The sequence below is a fragment of the Halococcus hamelinensis 100A6 genome, from assembly GCF_000336675.1.
In the GTDB taxonomy this organism is placed as follows: Archaea; Halobacteriota; Halobacteria; order Halobacteriales; family Halococcaceae; genus Halococcus; species Halococcus hamelinensis.
On record NZ_AOMB01000031.1, the window covers coordinates 77,312 to 94,029 of the forward strand.

The 16,718-nt window shown below is 67.6% G+C and carries 17 protein-coding genes; 8 read left to right on the forward strand and 9 right to left on the reverse strand.

The window, feature by feature from the left end:
• Positions 1–88: 88 nt before the first annotated feature.
• Both C447_RS10430 and C447_RS10435 read left to right on the forward strand, forming a co-directional pair.
• Complete coding sequence (locus tag C447_RS10430; RefSeq protein WP_007693659.1) at positions 89–1,465, forward strand: CapA family protein; 1,377 nt, start codon at positions 89–91, stop codon at positions 1,463–1,465.
• Positions 1,466–1,712: 247 nt separating this feature from the next.
• Positions 1,713–3,221 (forward strand): sodium:solute symporter family protein, encoded by a 1,509-nt coding sequence (locus C447_RS10435; RefSeq protein WP_007693661.1) that lies wholly within the window; start codon positions 1,713–1,715, stop codon positions 3,219–3,221.
• A 51-nt stretch (positions 3,222–3,272) separates the two neighbouring features.
• Here C447_RS10435 and C447_RS10440 read toward each other — a convergent pair whose 3' ends face one another.
• The 5 genes from C447_RS10440 to C447_RS10460 all read right to left on the reverse strand — a co-directional run bounded on the left by C447_RS10440 (position 3,273) and on the right by C447_RS10460 (position 6,409).
• Entirely contained in the window at positions 3,273–4,175 is a 903-nt protein-coding gene (locus C447_RS10440) for an energy-coupling factor ABC transporter ATP-binding protein (protein ID WP_007693663.1), read from the reverse strand.
• Positions 4,172–4,987 (reverse strand): energy-coupling factor transporter transmembrane component T family protein, encoded by an 816-nt coding sequence (locus C447_RS10445; RefSeq protein WP_007693665.1) that lies wholly within the window; start codon positions 4,985–4,987, stop codon positions 4,172–4,174. The genes C447_RS10440 and C447_RS10445 overlap by 4 nt, the downstream gene beginning before the upstream one ends.
• A gap of 4 nt (positions 4,988–4,991) precedes the next feature.
• Positions 4,992–5,327, reverse strand: coding sequence for a hypothetical protein (locus C447_RS10450; RefSeq protein WP_007693667.1), 336 nt, complete (start codon positions 5,325–5,327; stop codon positions 4,992–4,994).
• Positions 5,327–6,007, reverse strand: a complete 681-nt coding sequence (locus tag C447_RS10455; RefSeq protein ID WP_007693668.1) for an energy-coupling factor ABC transporter permease — start codon at positions 6,005–6,007, stop codon at positions 5,327–5,329. The genes C447_RS10450 and C447_RS10455 overlap by 1 nt, the downstream gene beginning before the upstream one ends.
• A gap of 207 nt (positions 6,008–6,214) precedes the next feature.
• A complete protein-coding gene (locus tag C447_RS10460; protein WP_007693669.1) occupies positions 6,215–6,409 on the reverse strand; it encodes a hypothetical protein in 195 nt (64 codons plus the stop codon).
• A gap of 200 nt (positions 6,410–6,609) precedes the next feature.
• Between C447_RS10460 and C447_RS10465 the strand changes: the two genes are divergently transcribed.
• Positions 6,610–6,912 (forward strand): hypothetical protein, encoded by a 303-nt coding sequence (locus tag C447_RS10465; protein ID WP_007693670.1) that lies wholly within the window; start codon positions 6,610–6,612, stop codon positions 6,910–6,912.
• 61 nt (positions 6,913–6,973) lie between these two features.
• Here C447_RS10465 and C447_RS10470 read toward each other — a convergent pair whose 3' ends face one another.
• Together C447_RS10470 and C447_RS10475 are read right to left on the reverse strand one after the other, a co-directional pair.
• A complete protein-coding gene (locus C447_RS10470; protein WP_007693671.1) occupies positions 6,974–7,738 on the reverse strand; it encodes a hypothetical protein in 765 nt (254 codons plus the stop codon).
• Between the two features lie 208 nt (positions 7,739–7,946).
• Positions 7,947–8,375 carry a DoxX family protein gene (locus tag C447_RS10475; protein ID WP_007693672.1) on the reverse strand — a complete coding sequence of 143 codons (429 nt, stop codon included), beginning with the start codon at positions 8,373–8,375 and terminating at the stop codon, positions 7,947–7,949.
• Between the two features lie 146 nt (positions 8,376–8,521).
• Here C447_RS10475 and C447_RS10480 point away from each other — a divergent pair, with 146 nt between their 5' ends.
• The 4 genes from C447_RS10480 (at position 8,522) to C447_RS10495 (ending at position 14,201) form a co-directional block, all read left to right on the forward strand.
• Positions 8,522–9,973, forward strand: coding sequence for an amidase (locus C447_RS10480; protein ID WP_007693673.1), 1,452 nt, complete (start codon positions 8,522–8,524; stop codon positions 9,971–9,973).
• A gap of 120 nt (positions 9,974–10,093) precedes the next feature.
• The gene (locus C447_RS10485; protein WP_007693674.1) at positions 10,094–11,764 is read left to right on the forward strand and encodes an ATP-dependent DNA ligase; all 1,671 of its coding nucleotides are present in this window, start codon (positions 10,094–10,096) and stop codon (positions 11,762–11,764) included.
• A 61-nt stretch (positions 11,765–11,825) separates the two neighbouring features.
• Entirely contained in the window at positions 11,826–12,833 is a 1,008-nt protein-coding gene (locus C447_RS10490) for a hypothetical protein (protein ID WP_007693675.1), read from the forward strand.
• A gap of 192 nt (positions 12,834–13,025) precedes the next feature.
• A complete protein-coding gene (locus C447_RS10495; protein ID WP_007693676.1) occupies positions 13,026–14,201 on the forward strand; it encodes a ferritin-like domain-containing protein in 1,176 nt (391 codons plus the stop codon).
• A gap of 79 nt (positions 14,202–14,280) precedes the next feature.
• Here C447_RS10495 and C447_RS10500 read toward each other — a convergent pair whose 3' ends face one another.
• Positions 14,281–15,219 carry a nucleoside hydrolase gene (locus C447_RS10500; protein ID WP_007693677.1) on the reverse strand — a complete coding sequence of 313 codons (939 nt, stop codon included), beginning with the start codon at positions 15,217–15,219 and terminating at the stop codon, positions 14,281–14,283.
• A 145-nt stretch (positions 15,220–15,364) separates the two neighbouring features.
• Between C447_RS10500 and C447_RS10505 the strand changes: the two genes are divergently transcribed.
• Positions 15,365–16,222 carry an aldo/keto reductase gene (locus C447_RS10505; RefSeq protein WP_007693678.1) on the forward strand — a complete coding sequence of 286 codons (858 nt, stop codon included), beginning with the start codon at positions 15,365–15,367 and terminating at the stop codon, positions 16,220–16,222.
• Positions 16,223–16,250: 28 nt separating this feature from the next.
• Here the strand turns inward: C447_RS10505 and C447_RS10510 are convergent, their stop codons facing one another.
• The gene (locus C447_RS10510) at positions 16,251–16,430 is read right to left on the reverse strand and encodes a hypothetical protein (protein ID WP_007693679.1); all 180 of its coding nucleotides are present in this window, start codon (positions 16,428–16,430) and stop codon (positions 16,251–16,253) included.
• Positions 16,431–16,718: the final 288 nt, after the last annotated feature.

Below are 16,718 nucleotides of genomic sequence, written 5' to 3' on the forward strand. Positions count from 1 at the left end.
CGCAGCCCCTCTATTCCGCCGGGACGAGAACGGGTCGTGGCGATTTTTCACCGAATCGGTTTAACTACCGCTTCGCCGTAGGGGACGTATGTCAGGATCCGAACGGTCGACGTTCTCGATCGCGCTCGGCGGCGATGCGATCCTCGTCCAACGGTGGTCCGCGCTGGAACGGCCGGGGCTCGAACGGTTGGTGGAGCCGATCCGGGACGCCGACGCGGCCGTGGTCAACCTCGAAACCCTCCTCCACGACTTCGAGGCCCCACCCAGCGCCGCCAGCGGGGGAACCTATATGCGGGCCCCGCCGTGGGTGGCGGACGAACTCGTGTGGGCCGGCTTCGACCTCTTCAGCGCAGCCACGAACCACACGGGGGACTACGGTGTCGGTGGGGTCCAAACCACGATGCGCGCCCTCGACGAGCGGGGCATCGCCTCCGCCGGTCTGGGGGAGAACCTGGCGCTCGCCCGAGCCCCTGCCTATCGGGATACCGCCGCCGGTCGGATCGGGCTCGTCTCGGCCTGCTCGACGATGACCCCTGGAAGCGCGGCCGGCGAACAGCGACCCGACGTGGGCGGTCGGCCGGGGCTCAACCCGCTCCGGCTGGAGACGACCTTCGGCGTGAGCCCCGAGCAGTTCGACCGGGTGAAGGCGCTGAGCGCTCACCTCGGTCTCGATGCGGTCAAGGAGAGTCTACGACGGTTCAATCCGGAGGCGTACTTCTCGAACGAGAACGACTCGACGTTCTCCTTTTTCAACCCCGGCGGGGCACACGTCGGAACATCGCTCACGTTCGCGGTCAGCGACGACCCGGGCGTTTGTCAGACCCCACAGGCGCGGGACCGCGACGCAAACCTGAACCAGATCCGCCGTGCGGCCCGGCAGTCGGACTGGGTCGTCGCCAGCCTCCACAGCCATGAGGGGGAGAACGGGGCGGTCAACGACGCCTCGGTGCCGGCGTTCGTCGAACGGTACGCCCGCTCGTGCATCGACGCCGGGGCGGACGTGTTCGTCACCCACGGTTCGCACGTGCTCGGCCCGATCGAGGTCTACGACGGCCGCCCGATATTCTACGGCCTGGGTAACCTCGTCTTCCAGAGTGAGCTGGTCGAGCGCCTCCCGGCGGAGATCTACCACCGATACGGGCTGGACCACTCGGCGCTCCCGCCGGACGTCTACGACGCCCGTACCCTGGACGAGGACGGCGAGTTCGTCGGGGCGCTCGGGAATCGGGCGTACTACGAGAGCGTGGTGCCGCGCTGTCGGTTCGAGGACGGTACGCTCGACGGCATCGAACTCTACCCGATCTCCCTACAGCTCGATAGCTCGCCCCCCGAACGGGGGCTGCCCGTTCGAGCGACCGGCACCGTCGGAACGCGGATCCTAGAGCGGCTGCAGGAGCTATCGACGAAGTACGACACGACGATCGAGACCGACGGTAACGTCGGCGAGATCAGAGCCGAGGAGTAGCCCGCCCGCCGTAGTCCAGCCCACCGCGAACCGTCGCGAGGTTTCCCTCGAACGTGTCACTCGGCGGGATTTCGCGCGATGCACCAGCCTCTCGGCGCATCGGTGGGCGACGTATCCCGCCCGGAACTGATGGTATTCGACGTTTTTCCGGTGGGATGGGAACTCGATGGCAGCGACCGCACTATTGTCGAGGAGACGTCCAACGGTGGAACAAAGTATTTATATAGTGTACAGTCGCCGGAGGTGTATGGTACAGACGGTCATACTAGCAACGGTCGTCATCTACCTCCTCGGGATGCTGGCGGTCGGGTTCTACTTCCAGCAGAAGGGGATGGAGGACATCACGGACTTCTTCCTGGCGGGGAAGGGCGCACCGTGGTACCTGGTCGCCCTCTCGTTCTTCGCGACGGCGATCGGGGCGGGGGGGACCATCGGGCTCGTCGCGGGGACGTTCGAGTCCGAGAGCATCACCGAGTTCTGGAGCTACGGTATCACGCTCGCGAGTTCGTTCGTCGTCGCGTTCCTGCTGGGTCGGAAGCTCCCGAACACGAAGAACATCACCATCCCATCGCTGCTCGAGGACCGCTACGACGAGCGGACGCGGGTCATCGCGGTACCGTTCTACATCCTCCGGTTCGTGAGCACGCTCGCGGCCCAGTGGCTGGCGGCGGGGACCATCATCAGTTTCATCTTCGCCGACACGTTGACCGTCACGCAGGGGGCCATCATCGGTGCGGTCATCATCACGATATACACGGCGGCGGGCGGGATGAGCGCGGTGATGTGGACCGACTTTATCCAGGGCGTGCTGTTGTTCGTCGGGCTGTGGGTCGTCGCGATAGTGGCGATCGGCGACTTCGGCGGTTTCTCCGCCATGACGACCCAGGTCACGGCCGTCGCGCCGCAGGCATTCGACCTGTTCGCGCTGAACTGGACGCTCATCGCGGCGTACATCGTGACGCTCGTCCCCTCGCTGCTGGTTCGCCAGGGCTACCTCCAGCGGATCATGTCGGCTCGAAGCCCGAGGGACGGGTTCATCGGCGCGAACCTGAACGGTATCATCGGCTTCGCGTACATCCCGGTGCCGCTGCTCATCGGTGCGATGGGTCTGGTGATGTACGCCGACATCGATAACCCGCAGTTCATCCTTCCACAGATGATGCGGGACCTCCTGCCGACGTGGTTGGCCGCGATCCTCCTCGCGGCGCTGGTGGCCGCGATCATGAGCAGCGGCGATAGCTTCCTGCTCTCCGGCGCGTCGAACTTCGTCGACGACATCTACCTACGCTACCTCAACCCCGACGCCAGCAACAGACGACAGCGGCGGGTCTCCCGGATCGCCGTCGTCGGGCTGATGGTCGGCTCGTTGTTCCTCTCGATCATCCTCCCGAACATCATCGACCTGATCGTCTTCGGCGCGCTCGCGCTCACCGGCGGCGTCCTCGTCCCCTGGCTCGCTGCGTTCTACTGGCCCCGCGGGACGACGGACGGGGCGTTCTGGAGCCTCGCTATCGGTGCCAGCGCGACGGTGGCGTGGTGGTGGATCGGCTACTTCGCGGACACCAGCGAGTATCTGGGACTCCACCCGATATTCATCGGGCTCCCGCTGTCGATCGTCCTCTTCTTCGCCATCTCTCTGCTTCAGGAGCCGGAGTACGAGAACGCGCTCCGGACGGCGCGAAAGCACGAACTCACGTCGCTTGAAGAACGCACACTCAGGGCGATGGACGAGTCCGCCGAAACGTACGACGAGTAGGTCGGTTTTCGGTTTTCGAGCGTCTGCGGCGGTCGCTGTCGACCGAGCGCGTCAGTCGGTCGGTTCCGTACCCGTGTGAGCGACCGCTCCGCCGTCCGTCCCCGCCGACCCTTCGTCGAGCAACGCGACGAGTTCGGTCTCGGTGACGGGCCGTGCGTCGGTCTCCAGCCCCGCATCACGCGCGATCCGAACCGTGCTCGGTGGGTGGAGATTCGCCCGCTCCAGCAGGTCGTCGTCGTAGAAGACCTCCTGCGGGGTGGCGCTGCTGACGACGCCCCCGTCGGCCATCACACAGACCCGGTCGGCGATCGCGGCCGCGGTGTCGAGGTCGTGTGTCGAGAGGACGACGCTGATCCCCTCGGCGTCGATCCGGCGGATCCGGTCGGCGACCAGCCGCGAGCGCTCGGGGTCGAGCCCGGCGAACGGCTCGTCGAGCACGATCACGCTCGGTTCGAGCACCAGCACGCCGGCGAGCCCGACGAGCCGTTTCTCGCCGCCGCTCAGGTAGTGCGGGATACGGTCTTCGAGGTGGCTCGCGTCCACGGTCGCGAGCGCCTCGCGGGCCCGCCGCTCCGCCTCGTCGGCGGGCACGCCGTAGTTGTGGAGCCCGAACAGCACGTCGTCCAGGACCGTGGGGGCGACGATCTGCGTGTCGGCGTCCTGGAAGACGAAGCCGACCTCCCGACGGGCGTGGGCCTTGTTCTCGTTCGTGACCGCCTGGCCGGTCACGCGGAGTTCGCCCTCGTCGGGCACGAGCGTCGCGTTGAGGTGTTCGAGCAGCGTCGACTTCCCCGAACCGTTGCCGCCGACCAGCGCGACGACCTCGTCGGGGTGGACCGCGAACTCGACGTCGTGCATTCCGACGGTTCCGTCGGGGTAGGTGTGGGCTTCACAGCGGAGGGCGACCAGTGGCTCGGCTTCGTTCACACCGTCGGTCGTCGTGCGCTCGCTCATATCGTCACCACCCCGTAGGAGACCACGAGCGCGTAGGCGACGACGAGGGCGAACAGCCCAACGACCACGGCGACCTCCCTCGCTGGCGGTCGTTGGACGTCGCTGTAGAGGGTGATGTCGCCCTCGTAGCCGCGCGCCTCCATCGACTTGACGAGCCGTTCGGAGCGCTCGATGGCGGTCAGCATCGTCATCCCGAGGATACGTGCGTAGAGCCGCCTGTTCGCCCAGAACTCCCCGAGGTTCGCCCCGCGTGCGAGCGCGCTCTTCACCAGGTCTTCGAGGGTTTCGAGCATGACGAAGGTGAACCGGTAGGTCAACAGCGCGACCTGGTCGATCGGCGCGGGGAGCACCCGCCCGAGGAGGTAGGCGACGTCGGTGTACGTCGTCGTCATCGACGCCGTGAGCGTGAACGTCACGACCGTCAGCGACCGGCAGGTCAGCTCGGCGAACAGCGCGGCCCCCGCCCACGTCACCGAGAGGTCGCCGAGCGGGGTCGCGAGCGCACCGAGGATCGGCGTTCCGGGTTCGAGGAAGGCGAGCGGCCCGGCCACCGAGACGATGAACAGCATCGGCAGCGTGTACCACCGAACCAGCCGTCGGTACGGCAGGTCGGCGATCCCGTAGACGAGGAGGGTTGCGGCGTAGAGACCGACGAGAACCGCGAGCGAGTCCACGACGGTGACGGCGAGAACGAGCACGGCGACGACGCCGAGCTTGGTCCAGGGGTTCACCCGGTGGAGCGGGCTGTCGCGGTGTTCGGCGTACGCGGTGATCAGTCGCGGGTCGGGGACGTGATTCGAGAGCGTCGCCATTCGCTCAGACCGCGTCCTGGCCGTCGTCGTGGTCCCCGTCGCTCCCGCTCCGATACCGGACGGCGTAGAGGTAGAGTCCAACCCCGATAACGACGAGGACGAGGACGATCGCGACGTACTCCGTGACGAGTCCACCCTTGCTGATCGGCCCGGCGATGACGACACCGCGTCCGAGGTCGACGAGCGGCCCGCCGCCCTCCCGTGCACCCTGCTGGAGCGCCTGTCCGAACCGTTCGGCGTAGGGGAGCGCGCCCCCGGTCGACGTGAAGCCGTAGAGTCCGGCGACCAGACAGACCGCGAGCAACCCGGCGAGTCCGCCGTACTGCTTCCAGCGCCGCATCAGGCGCTCACCCCGTCGGCCGTCTCGCGTTCCGTGCGGGTCACACCGGGAACGAGGTCGGGCCGGATCGAGGCGAGGAACTGGACGATGAAGCCGGTCAGCAGCCCCTCGACGACGGCCACGCCGAGGTTGAGCCCGACCATGCCGGCGACGGCGATGGCGAGGTCCGAACGGGGGAGGGCGCTGCCGTTGACCCCGGAGACCACGATGATGACCCCCATCAGGACCGCGCCCGCGGAGAGCCCGAGCGTGGCGGCGCTCGCGCTCGCCGGGAAGACGTCCCAGTCCGTCCTCATCAACGTTCGGAAGGCGTAGTAGGCGATGATGGCCTCGGTCGCGTTGACGAGCACGTTCGCGCCGAGCAGCCCGACCGCGCCGTGGCCGAGCGCCGCGGAGAAGACGTTGACCACGAGCGCGATGACCGCCCCGAGCAGCGGCCCGGCGAGGATGCCGACGAGCCCGGTGAGGTTCATGTGGATCCCGCCCCAGACCGGGAGGTTGAGCTGGAAGACCGCGAAGCTCGCCGCGGCACCGATGCCCGCGAGCGCGACCTGGCTGGTTTTGATCCCGTTCTTTCGAACACGGTACGTGGCGACCCCGAGGAGTCCGATGCCAAGAACGCTCCAGAGGACGAGCGCCCACAGCGGGAACGACCCCTCGCCGAGGTGGATGTGTGCCATATCGATTGCTAATCGATACTAGTAAGATAATAACCTTACGCATAGCGAGGGTGCTGTTTGTAAAAATTTGTAAAAACCGTTGGTCGTGTTGATAGTGTAGTTTCGAGTAGGCGCGCCCGTTCGAACGTGTCGCGAGTTCGGGAGCAGCCTCCTCGCAGGTCGAGAGGGATGCTGCGAGGGGTTTCGAGGGGGTTCGGAAGGACGGTCTCAGTCGTACATCGCCGTCGGGTCGTCCGGGAAGTCGAGCTGGTGTTCCTCCGTCGCCTTCAGCTGCCAGTGGCGAACTCGGGTCTGGTAGAGCTGCATCGCCATCTCGTTGACCGCGTCCATCTCGCTCTCGCGGGCGATCTCCTCCGCGTCCTCGATGCTCATCTTCATGAGCTTCTTGTAGAAATCCTTCATCGACGTCCTCGGCGTTCGATGCGGGGCCGACCCTTTTGAGGGGCTCGACATGGCCCGGCTCGACGGCACCCGTTCGCGGGGGAACGACCATCGTCCGGCGTGTGAGGCCGGTCGATCCGTCGCGGGGTGAACCGACGGGTTCGATGCGGGCGGAACGTTCATTGTCGATCGGTGCAAATCCCCGTTCAGGAGTGGTAAATGTGTACGCACACCACGGCATCGACGAGGAGGAGGGCTCATCCGAGACCGAGCACGAACCGAACCCGGTGACGACCGTCGGCTGGACCGAACACCACACGTGTGCCGTCGGGAGTCTCGTGCTCGCCATCGCGCTCTCGGGGCTGCTCTATCCGGTGCTAGTCGGGCTCACCGAATCCTTCGGGGTCCTCTCCACGACCGCGCTCGTCGCGACGGTCATCGTCGTCTGGAGCCTGGGGTGGATCGGGCTCGAACTCCTCTGGGAGTGGCGGGCCGGTCGGTGGCAGGCGGCTCGCGACCGATAGCTCGCAGAAACCCCGACCCCGACTCACACCGCTCGGTCGACCCCCGACCCCGGTCCGCCGGTCAGGAAACCGTCCCGAGTTTGCCGACCTGTCGGCGCGCGAGTCGGGTCAGTCGCCGAAGGACCGGGTTTCGGTTGCCGGTTCCGCCGGTGGCTACCGCGCTCGGGCCGGGGGTGGTGTACGTCATCCGGAACACGTGGTCGTTCGCGACGACCTCGATGTCGGTCGCCGCGCCAGCCCACCACGCGAACGCGGTCTCGCCGACCGTCGGCGTCGCGGTCTCGATACCGTCCATCGCCCGATAGCGTTCGGGGAGGTTGCCGAGCGAACACGTCCCCCCGAGGTTGGCCAGCGATTCGCCCTCGCAAGGCCAGAGCCGCGTCCGAAGCTTCGCCGAGGGTTCTCGGACCATCCCGTAGACCGCGGTGATGGTCCCGTTCCCGCGCTCGGTCGGTGCGTCCCTGTAGCGCCACCGCTCGCCCACTTCCTCCGCCAGTAGTAATCGATTCGCGGGTGGGTCCGGCGTCGCCCGCGCCGTCTCGGTTCGTGGTGCTGCCGTCGTCGTGGGTCGCGCCGTCGGTCGTCGCGTTGGCGTCGAGCGCGCCGTCGGATCCACGCTGGGGCGCTCGGTGGTCTGAGGGGTCGACGTCCCGTCGGTTTGTGCGCCGGGGTCGGGACGCTGCGTGCTCGCCTCGGTCGCGGACGACCCCGAGTCGCCGGCGCTCCCGCTGGAGAGCTCGTCCGGGATCGCGACCGACCCACAGCCCGCGACGGCGACGGCACCGAGGACCGCGCCGGCACGTTCGAGGAGCGCGCGCCTATCCATGGTCGGAGCCACGGTCGGCGGAACCGGCCGGATACGCGTCGGTCACCGTGTTACCGTTCCCGAGTCGCCGCAGACGGTCGTATCCGGTTCCGGTCCATGTTCGTGACCGGATCCTCCGCCTCCCGAACACCTGAGGCTGTCGGTCGGACGACGTTTCGGGCGGCCCGGCGGGCGGCATCGGTTCGTCGGAGTCGGGTTTCCTAACCACTCACTCGGTCGTGGACCGCCCCGAGCGCGTGTACCGCCAAGCCCAGAGGACCAGCACGCCCTGGAGCGGGAGCCGTGCCCAGAGCCCCGCTTCGGCGAGCCCGCGAGCACGGTCGGGGACCGACTCGGGGACCATCCCGCTGGTCGCCATGTGGACGTTCGCCGGGAACACCGCGACCAGCAGCGCCACGATCCCCCAGGCCGAGAGCGAGCGCGTTCGCCGGATCGTGACCCCGACCCCGAAAACGACCTCGGCGAGCCCGGAGAGGTAGACGAGCGCCACCGGACGGGGGAGGGACGGTGGAACGATCCGGGCGAACGCCTTCGGGACGAGGAAGTGGAGCACGCCCGCGACCACGTAGACGAACCCCATCACGATGCACAGCGGACGTTCGAACCCGATCCTCGCACCGTCGGTGTCGGTAGCCATGGGACACGTATCGAGCGGAACGGGATAGCCTTTGGCTCGGCTCACACCGGGTCTTCGAGGACCTCGAATCCGGAACGGTCGGGTGGTCGCCGACGACGGTGACCGGCCGCAGGAACCCTTTTGGTGCCGACGCGGGATGACGATCCATGTCGGATATTCCGTTCGCCACCGCGACGTCGCTCGCACGGCGGGTCCGCGCGGGCGACCTGTCGCCGGTCGACGTCGTCGAGGCGTACCTCGACCGGACCGCCGCCCGCAACGACGTCACGAACGCCTACGTCACGCTCATCGAGGACGATGCCCGCGAGCGTGCCCACGAGGTCGGAGCGGCGGTCGAGCGCGGCGAGGACCCGGGCCCGCTCGCCGGGGTGCCGGTCGCGCTCAAGGACCTCTTCGGCTACAAGGCGGGCGTCCCGGCGACGATGGGGTCGGCGGCGGTCGGGGAGTTCGTCCCCGAGGAGAGCGCCGTCGTCACCGAACGCCTCGAAGCCGCTGGCGCGGTCGTCATCGGCACGACGAACGCCCCGGAGTTCGGCCACAAACTCGTCACGGAGAACCCGCTCCACGGCCGGACGGGAACCCCCTTCGACCCCGAGCGGGTTTCCGGCGGGTCGTCGGGCGGCAGCGCGGCCGCCGTGGCCGACGGCCTCGCGGCGTTCGCCCAGGGTTCGGACATGGGGGGCTCGATACGCGTTCCCGCCACCTTCTGTGGCGTCTACGGGATCAAGCCCTCCTTCGGCCGGGTGCCGACCGCCACCCGGCCCGACGGGTTCGCTCTGTCGACCCCCTTCACGAGCATCGGCCCGCTCGCGCGCACCGTCGAGGACGCCGCGCTCGCGCTCGACGTCCTCTCGGGGCCACACCCCCGCGACCCGTACAGTCTCCCCGAGTCGACGGGCTCCTACCGTGACGCGCTCGACCGCGACACGCAGGATCTCAGCGTGGCGTACAGCCCCGACCTCGGGATCTTCGACGTCGCCGAGCGCGTCGCCGACGTCACCGACGACGCGCTCTCCGACCTCGCGGGGGTCGTGGACGGGGTCGACCGAACCGATCCGCCCTACGACGGGACGCTCTCGAACCTCCGATACGCGTTCACGGGGATCTCGACCGTCGTGTTCGCGTCGATGGTCGACGGTTTCGAGGCCGAGGGCCTCATCGGCGACGGCGACCGCGAGCGGCTCTCGTCCTCGGTGCGGACGATGGTCCGGATCGGCGAGGACTCCGACGCGGTCTCGTACAAGCGCGCCGACCGCCCACGAACCGACTTCTACGACGCCGTCGAGACGATTTTCGACGAGTACGACCTATTGGTGACCCCGACGACGGCGGTGCCCCCGTTCGAACACGGGCAGGACGGTCCCCAAGAGATCGACGGCCGGTCGGTCGCGAACCCGGTCGTGGACTGGTGTCTCACCTGGCCGTTCAACCTCACCGGGCACCCGGTCGCGTCGGTACCGGCGGGGTTCGTCGACGGGCTGCCGGTCGGGCTGCAAGTCGTCGGTCGGCGACACGCCGACGAGACGGTGCTCGCGGCGAGCGCCGCGCTCGAACGTGTCCGGCCCTGGCAGGACACCTATCCCGGACGGAGCTCGTAGCTCGTTTCGAATCCATTCACCGCCGCCGACGACGAACGACCGGTCCCCTTCGTCCGCCGTTCGATCGGGCGTTGCGTCCGCAACCCGCGGCTTTTTGCGTTTTCGTGCCCTCGATCGCTCGTGGAATATTCGCAGCTCGTCGAGTGTTACGACCGTCTCGACGCCACCCCGTCGACGCTCGAGAAGACGGCCATCCTCGCCGAGCTGTTCGCCGACGCCGGCGACCTCCTGCCGGAGCTCACCGGGCTCGCCCGCGGGCGGGTCTTCGCCTCGTGGGAGCCCGACGACCTCGGCGTCTCGTCGTCGCTGACGGTTCGCGCCCTGAGCGACGCCACGGGCGTCGACGCCGACCGGATCGGTGACTGGCGACGCGAGACGGGCGATCTCGGCGACGCCGCGGCGAAAGCGGTCGAGAACCGCGTCCAGACGACGCTGTTCTCGGGAAGCCTCTCGGTTCGGCGGGTCTACGACACGCTTCGCGGCCTCGCCACGTACGAGGGACCGGGCAGCCAGACCCGGGCGACCGACGATATCGCCGATCTGCTCGGGGACGCGAGCTCCGACGAGGCCCGGTACGTCGTCCGGACCATCGTGGGGACGATGCGACTGGGCGTCGGGGAGGGCACCATCCGCGACGCGCTCGCGAGGGCGTTCCTCGACGACGCCGACGACGCGGTCCGGGCGGTCGAACGCGCCTACGAGGTCACGAATGACTTTCGAGTGGTCGGCGAGACGGCCCGTGACCGGGGTCGTGAGGGACTCGACGAGCTCGAAGCCGAGCTCTTCCGACCGGTGAAGGCCATGCTGGCGCGGAAAGCGGAAGGTCTCGAGGACGCGCTGGAGTCGATCGAACGACCGCTGCTCGAATACAAGTACGACGGGATGCGGGTGAAGATCCACGTCGACGGCGACGAGATCCGGGTGTTCACCCGCCGGCTCGAAGACGTCACCGAACAGTTCCCGGACGTCGTCGAGGCGGTTCGGGACGAGGTGACCGCGGAAACGGCGGTCGTCGAAGCCGAGGTGGTGGGCTACGACCCCGAGACCGGCCGGCCGATACCGTTTCAGGAGTTCTCGAAGCGCATCAAGCGCAAGACCGACATCGACGAACTCGCGGCCGCGCACCCGGTCACGGTCCACGCCTTCGACCTGCTCTATCACGACGACGACCCGCTCGTCGAAGCGGCGCTCTCGGACCGACTCTCACGCCTCGAAGCGGTCATCGACCCCGGAAGCGAGACGGTCGTGCGCGCCGAACACGTTCGCACCGACGCGCTCGAAACGGCAGAGGAGTTCTACGGGGACGCGCTCGACGCCGGCCAGGAGGGCCTGATGGTGAAGAACCTCGATGCGGGCTACCAGCCGGGCTCGCGGGTCGGCTACATGCTGAAGGTCAAACCCACGATGGAGCCGCTCGACCTCGTCGTGGTCCAGGCCAAGTGGAGCGCGGGCCGCAAGAGCGAGTGGCTGGGACGACTACGACTGGCCTGCTGGGACGCCGACTGCGAGGAACTCCGCGAGGTCGGGCGGATGTTCTCCGGGCTCACGGACGCCGAGCTCCGCGAGATAACCGAGAAGCTCGAACCCCTCATCGAGTCCGTGGAGGGTCGGACGGCGAAACTCCGCCCGGAGGTGGTCGTCGAGGTCGAGTACGAGGCGATACAGGAGTCCACGAAATACGATTCGGGCTACGCACTCCGCTTCCCCCGGTTCGGCGGCTTTCGCGACGACCTCGGCCCCGAGGACGCCGACCGGTTCGAACGGGTGAAACGGCTCTACGAGGACCAATGACCAGCCGAAAGACACGAACGAGTCGTCCCGTGCGACCCGCGTGTTTGGAGGAACCGCCCCGATGAGCGGTGCCGTCAGCCTCCGGGACGGCGTTCGAATCGAACTCTCGACGGGCGAGACGTTCGTCGCGGACGCCACCGAGCCCGCGGCGGACATCGTGGGACTGAGCCACGCCCACGGCGACCACCTCTACACGCGCGCTCCCGAGGCGGTGGTCTGCTCCGACGTCACGGCCCGGCTGGCGAACGCCCGCCGTGAGGACGAGGGACCGCTCACTCGAACCACCCATCCGCGAGTCGATCAGGTCCCGGCGGGCCACGTTCCGGGCTCCCGAGCGACGATCGTCGACGACCCGGACGGGACGACCTACCTCTACACGGGTGACTTCTCGCCGCGCTCGCGGTTCGTGCTCGACGGGTTCGACGCCGCCGCCGTCGCGGACGAGTACGACGTGGACGTCCTGATCACCGAGACGACCTACGGAGAACCCAAGTACGTCTTCGACGACCAGGACGTGCTCGAAGCGCGTATCGTCGACTGGTTGGACGAGACCCACGAAACGCCCGTCCTGCTCTTCGGCTACACCCTGGGTCGCGCCCAGGAACTCGAACTCCTGGTCGGGCGCTCGGACCGCGAGCGGCTGTTCGTCACCGATGCCACGGCGCGACTGAACGCGATCATCGAGGACGCCTGTGACGTCGACTTCGGGGCCGAACGCTACGAGGAGGCGACCACGCTTGGGGCGGGCGACGCGTTGCTCCTCCCGGCACAGACGAACCGGCTCTCGTTCGTCGACTCGATCGCCGAGTCGACCGGGGCGCTGAAAGCGGGCTTTTCGGGGTGGGCCATCGAGGAGTCGTTCAAGTATCGGGGGAGCTACGACGAGACGTTCGTGCTCTCGGACCACAGCGACTTCTCGGAGCTGGTCGACACCGTCGAGACGCTGGAGCCCGAGCGAGTCTACACCCAGCACGGCTTCGCCGACGCGTTCGCGACCCACCTCGAAACCGAGTTCGACCTCACGGCGCGGTCGCTGAAGAACAACCAGACCGCGCTGAGCGACTTCTGAGGGGCGTGTTCGCCCGTTCACCACGCGAACGGACGGCCGTCTCTCCCGTACTCGCTTCCGGCTATCGTTCGACGAGGGCGATGCTCGTCTCCCGACCCCTCCCGAGCCACGAAAGCGGATAGAACCCAGGACGACGATAGTTTTTTCATCACGGAACGCGGTGTACGATTACGTGCGTCGGCACGCAAAACTATGACAGACGATACCACCAACTCCGAGGAGGGGGTCCTCGAACTCGTCGGGCGAGTCGAAGGTCAGGTTCGCTCACGACGGGAAATGATGGGCGACGCGCTCAAAGTCGGGGCCGGTGTGACCGCGCTCTCGGCGCTCGGTGCCGGGACCGTCGCCGCAAACGACGACTCGAGTTCGGGTTCGGGTTCGGACGACGACCCCAGCGACGTCGACATCCTGAACTACGCGCTCGCGCTCGAACACCTCGAATACGCCTTCTACGACGAGTTCCTCGCCGACCACTCCGAGCGGGAGGTCGAGAGCTCGGCGGTCGCGAACTACTTCGCGCGACCGACGCTCCAGTACTCGGTCTACCAGCAGATCGAGGACGTCAGGGACCACGAGAAGGCCCACGTCGACGCGCTCACCGAGACCATCGAGCAGCTCGGTGGGACGCCCGTCGAACCCGCCGACTACGAGTTCCCGTACGACTCGATGGAGGAGTTCGTCGCCGTCGCCGACCGCCTCGAAACCGTCGGGGTCTCGGCCTACGCCGGCGCGGCACCCATGATCGACAGCGAGGAGGTCCTCAAGGCCGCACTCTCGATCCACAGCGTCGAGGCCAACCACTCGACGTACTTCCAGCTCCTCCACCTCCAGCGTCCCGCGCCGAACGCGTTCAACCCGGCGCGGACGATGGACCAGGTGCTCCCGATCGCCAAGCAGTTCATCGTCGGTGCCGAGGGCGGCAGCGGCGACGACTCCGAGGGTGACGACGCCGACGTGATCCGCCAGACCACCGTCCAGCTCTCGGGCGACAAGGAAGTCCCGCCGGTCGACACCGACGCCAGCGGCGAGGCGGGGCTCACGCTCGTCAGGCGACAGGACGGCAGCTACGCGGTGCGATACGACCTCTCGGTGATGAACATCGAGGACGTCACGGCGGCCCACTTCCATCTCGGCGGGTCCGAGGAGAACGGCCCGGTCGTCGCCTTCCTCTACGGTCCGAACGAGGACGGCACCAGCGAGGACGGCCAGATCGCGAGCGGCACGATCACGGAGTCAGACCTCGTGGGGCCGCTCGAAGGCAAGACCGTCGCCGACCTGCAGTCGATGGCCGACGAGGGGCTCTACGTGAACGTTCACACCAAAGCCAACCCCGACGGCGAGCTCCGCGGCCAGGTCCCGCTCGAATAGCTGCCCAGTCGATAACGCCGATTCACACCTAACGGGTCGCGACCCGTCCGACCCTTCTTTCGCGTAATGATTTCGTCCGCTAGTACGTTTCGAGCGCCTCCAGAAACGTCTCGACGAACGCCTCGGTATCGATGTCGAGCGCGACGTGGGTGTTCGGAGCCTCGACGTTCGGCCACTCGTCGTTCACCCCACGAACGTCGGCGACCGTTCGACCGTAGGTCGACTCGCCCCTCGTCTCCACGGTCGCGAAGGTGTACTCGGTGTCGAGGATCCCCGGGTCGACGACCTCGGCGACGGCACACGCGTCGTGGATCGGGACGCCGTCTCGCTCGAACGAGGCCTCGTGGACGTCGAGGAAGTAGGTCAACAGGTCCGCGACGACCGTCGTGACCTCGGTGTTCAGTTCGCGGATCCGTGTCACGTGGTCACGGTCGAGGCGGGCCTTGCGGGTGACGTTCAGCCCGACCATCGTGACGTCGACGTCGGCTTCGAAGACCACCTTCGCCGCCTCCGGGTCGGCGAAGACGTTGAACTCCGCGGCCGGCGTGACGTTCCCGTCCCCGGTGGTGCCACCCATCAGCACTATCCGCTCGATATCGTCGACGACGTCCGGATGCTTCCGGAGCGCGACGGCGACGTTCGTGAGCGGCCCGACGGGCCCGATGTGGAGCGCCCCGCTCTCGGCGGCGGTTTCGACGATCGTCTCGACGGCGTGTCGTTCGATCGGTTCCGTTCCCGGCTCGGGGAGATCCGCCCCGTCGAGGCCGCTCTCGCCGTGGACCCAGCCGGCGGTGACCTGGTCGCGAACCAGCGGGGCTCCCATACCGCGGGCGACGGGGACGTCGGTGCGGTCGGCCAGGGTCAGCACGCGGCAGGCGTTTCGAGTCGTCTTTTCGATCGTCTGGTTGCCGGCGACCGTCGTGACGGCCGTGAGGTCGACCCGGTCGGACGCGAGCGCGAGTAAGAGCGCCATCGCGTCGTCGTGGCCCGGGTCGCAGTCGACGAGGAGGTCCTTCATGGCCCCGTTGGAAGCCACGCCGATAAATAGCCGTCCACTCCGGGGGTCCGAGAGCGACGGTCTACGGAACGACTAATACCCTCCCCCGAGTTCGGCGGCTGTGGCTATCCCATCCGTCTCCCTCCCGAACGGCGACGAGCTACCGATGGTCGGGCTCGGCACCGGCGGGCTCGGCACCGAGGCCGTCCGAACCGCCCTCGACATCGGCTACACCCGCCTCGACACGGCCGAAGCCTACGGCAACGAGGCCGAGATCGGCGAGGCGATCGCCGACGAGGACCGCGAGGAGCTCTTTCTCACTTCGAAGGTCCGTCCCGCGAACCTCCACTACGAGTCGGTGATCGAGGCTTGCGAGGCCTCGATCGACCGGCTCGGCACCGACTACCTCGACCTCTATTTGATCCACTGGCCGAACCCCGCCATCTCGCTGCGCGAGACCCTCGACGCGATGGAGACGCTCCACGACGAGGGCAAGGTCCGGAACGTGGGCGTCTCGAACTTCAGCGCCTACCAGCTCAGCAACGCCCTCCACATCGCGGACGTGCCGATCGCCCTCAACCAGGTCGAGTTCCNCTTCAGCGCCTACCAGCTCAGCAACGCCCTCCACATCGCGGACGTGCCGATCGCCCTCAACCAGGTCGAGTTCCACCCCTGGTTCCAGCGACCCGACCTCGTCGAGTACTGCGAGGAAACCGACGTCGTCGTGGAGGCCTCCGCGCCGCTCGCCCGAACGGAGGTGTTCGACGAGGAGCTCGTCGGGGAGCTCGCCGAGACGTACGACAAGACGCCCGCACAGGTCGTCCTCCGGTGGGCGTTCGAACGTGACGTCGCGACCATCCCCGGGTCCGGCTCGGCGGACCACCTCGAAGCCAACCTCGCGGTCTTCGACTGGGAGCTAGAGGAGGCCGACCAGCAGCGTCTCACCGACCTGGATCGGAATCAGGCGGTCTACGAACCGACGCCACCCGACTGGATGGGCGGGATCTTCGACATACCCTCCTGAGGGCGGTCCCCGTCGGTCGAACCCGTGTTCAGGCCATGTTCCGACAGGTCTCCGCACACCGGGGCAGGACCTCGGCGCAGGCCAGACAGTGGTCGTGGTCGTGCTGCTCGCACTCCTCGGCACACGCCTCACAGACCTCCGCGGCCTCGATACAGGTGTCGACGCACGTTTCCATCTCGTCGCTCAGACCGATCTGCTGGACTGCCATCGCACGTCGTTCGAGGGGCCGACGGTTTTCCTGCGTTGTGGGTAACGACCTTCGAACGACGGGCGTCCCCGACCGAACGATCCGGAAACGTGCCACGGCTATTCTTTGGGGAGAACGAGGCTTCACCCTCGATGTCGACGGGTCGAGGCTCGTCACGGGACCGACGGGTTAGGTGAACCCGACGCCTCGGCGACGAGGTGTGGGGAAGTACGGTGTATTCCGATGGATCGTGAACGACGAATGGCGTCGATACGACCGGATAGCGACCGTTCGAAGCCAAAAGGTTCC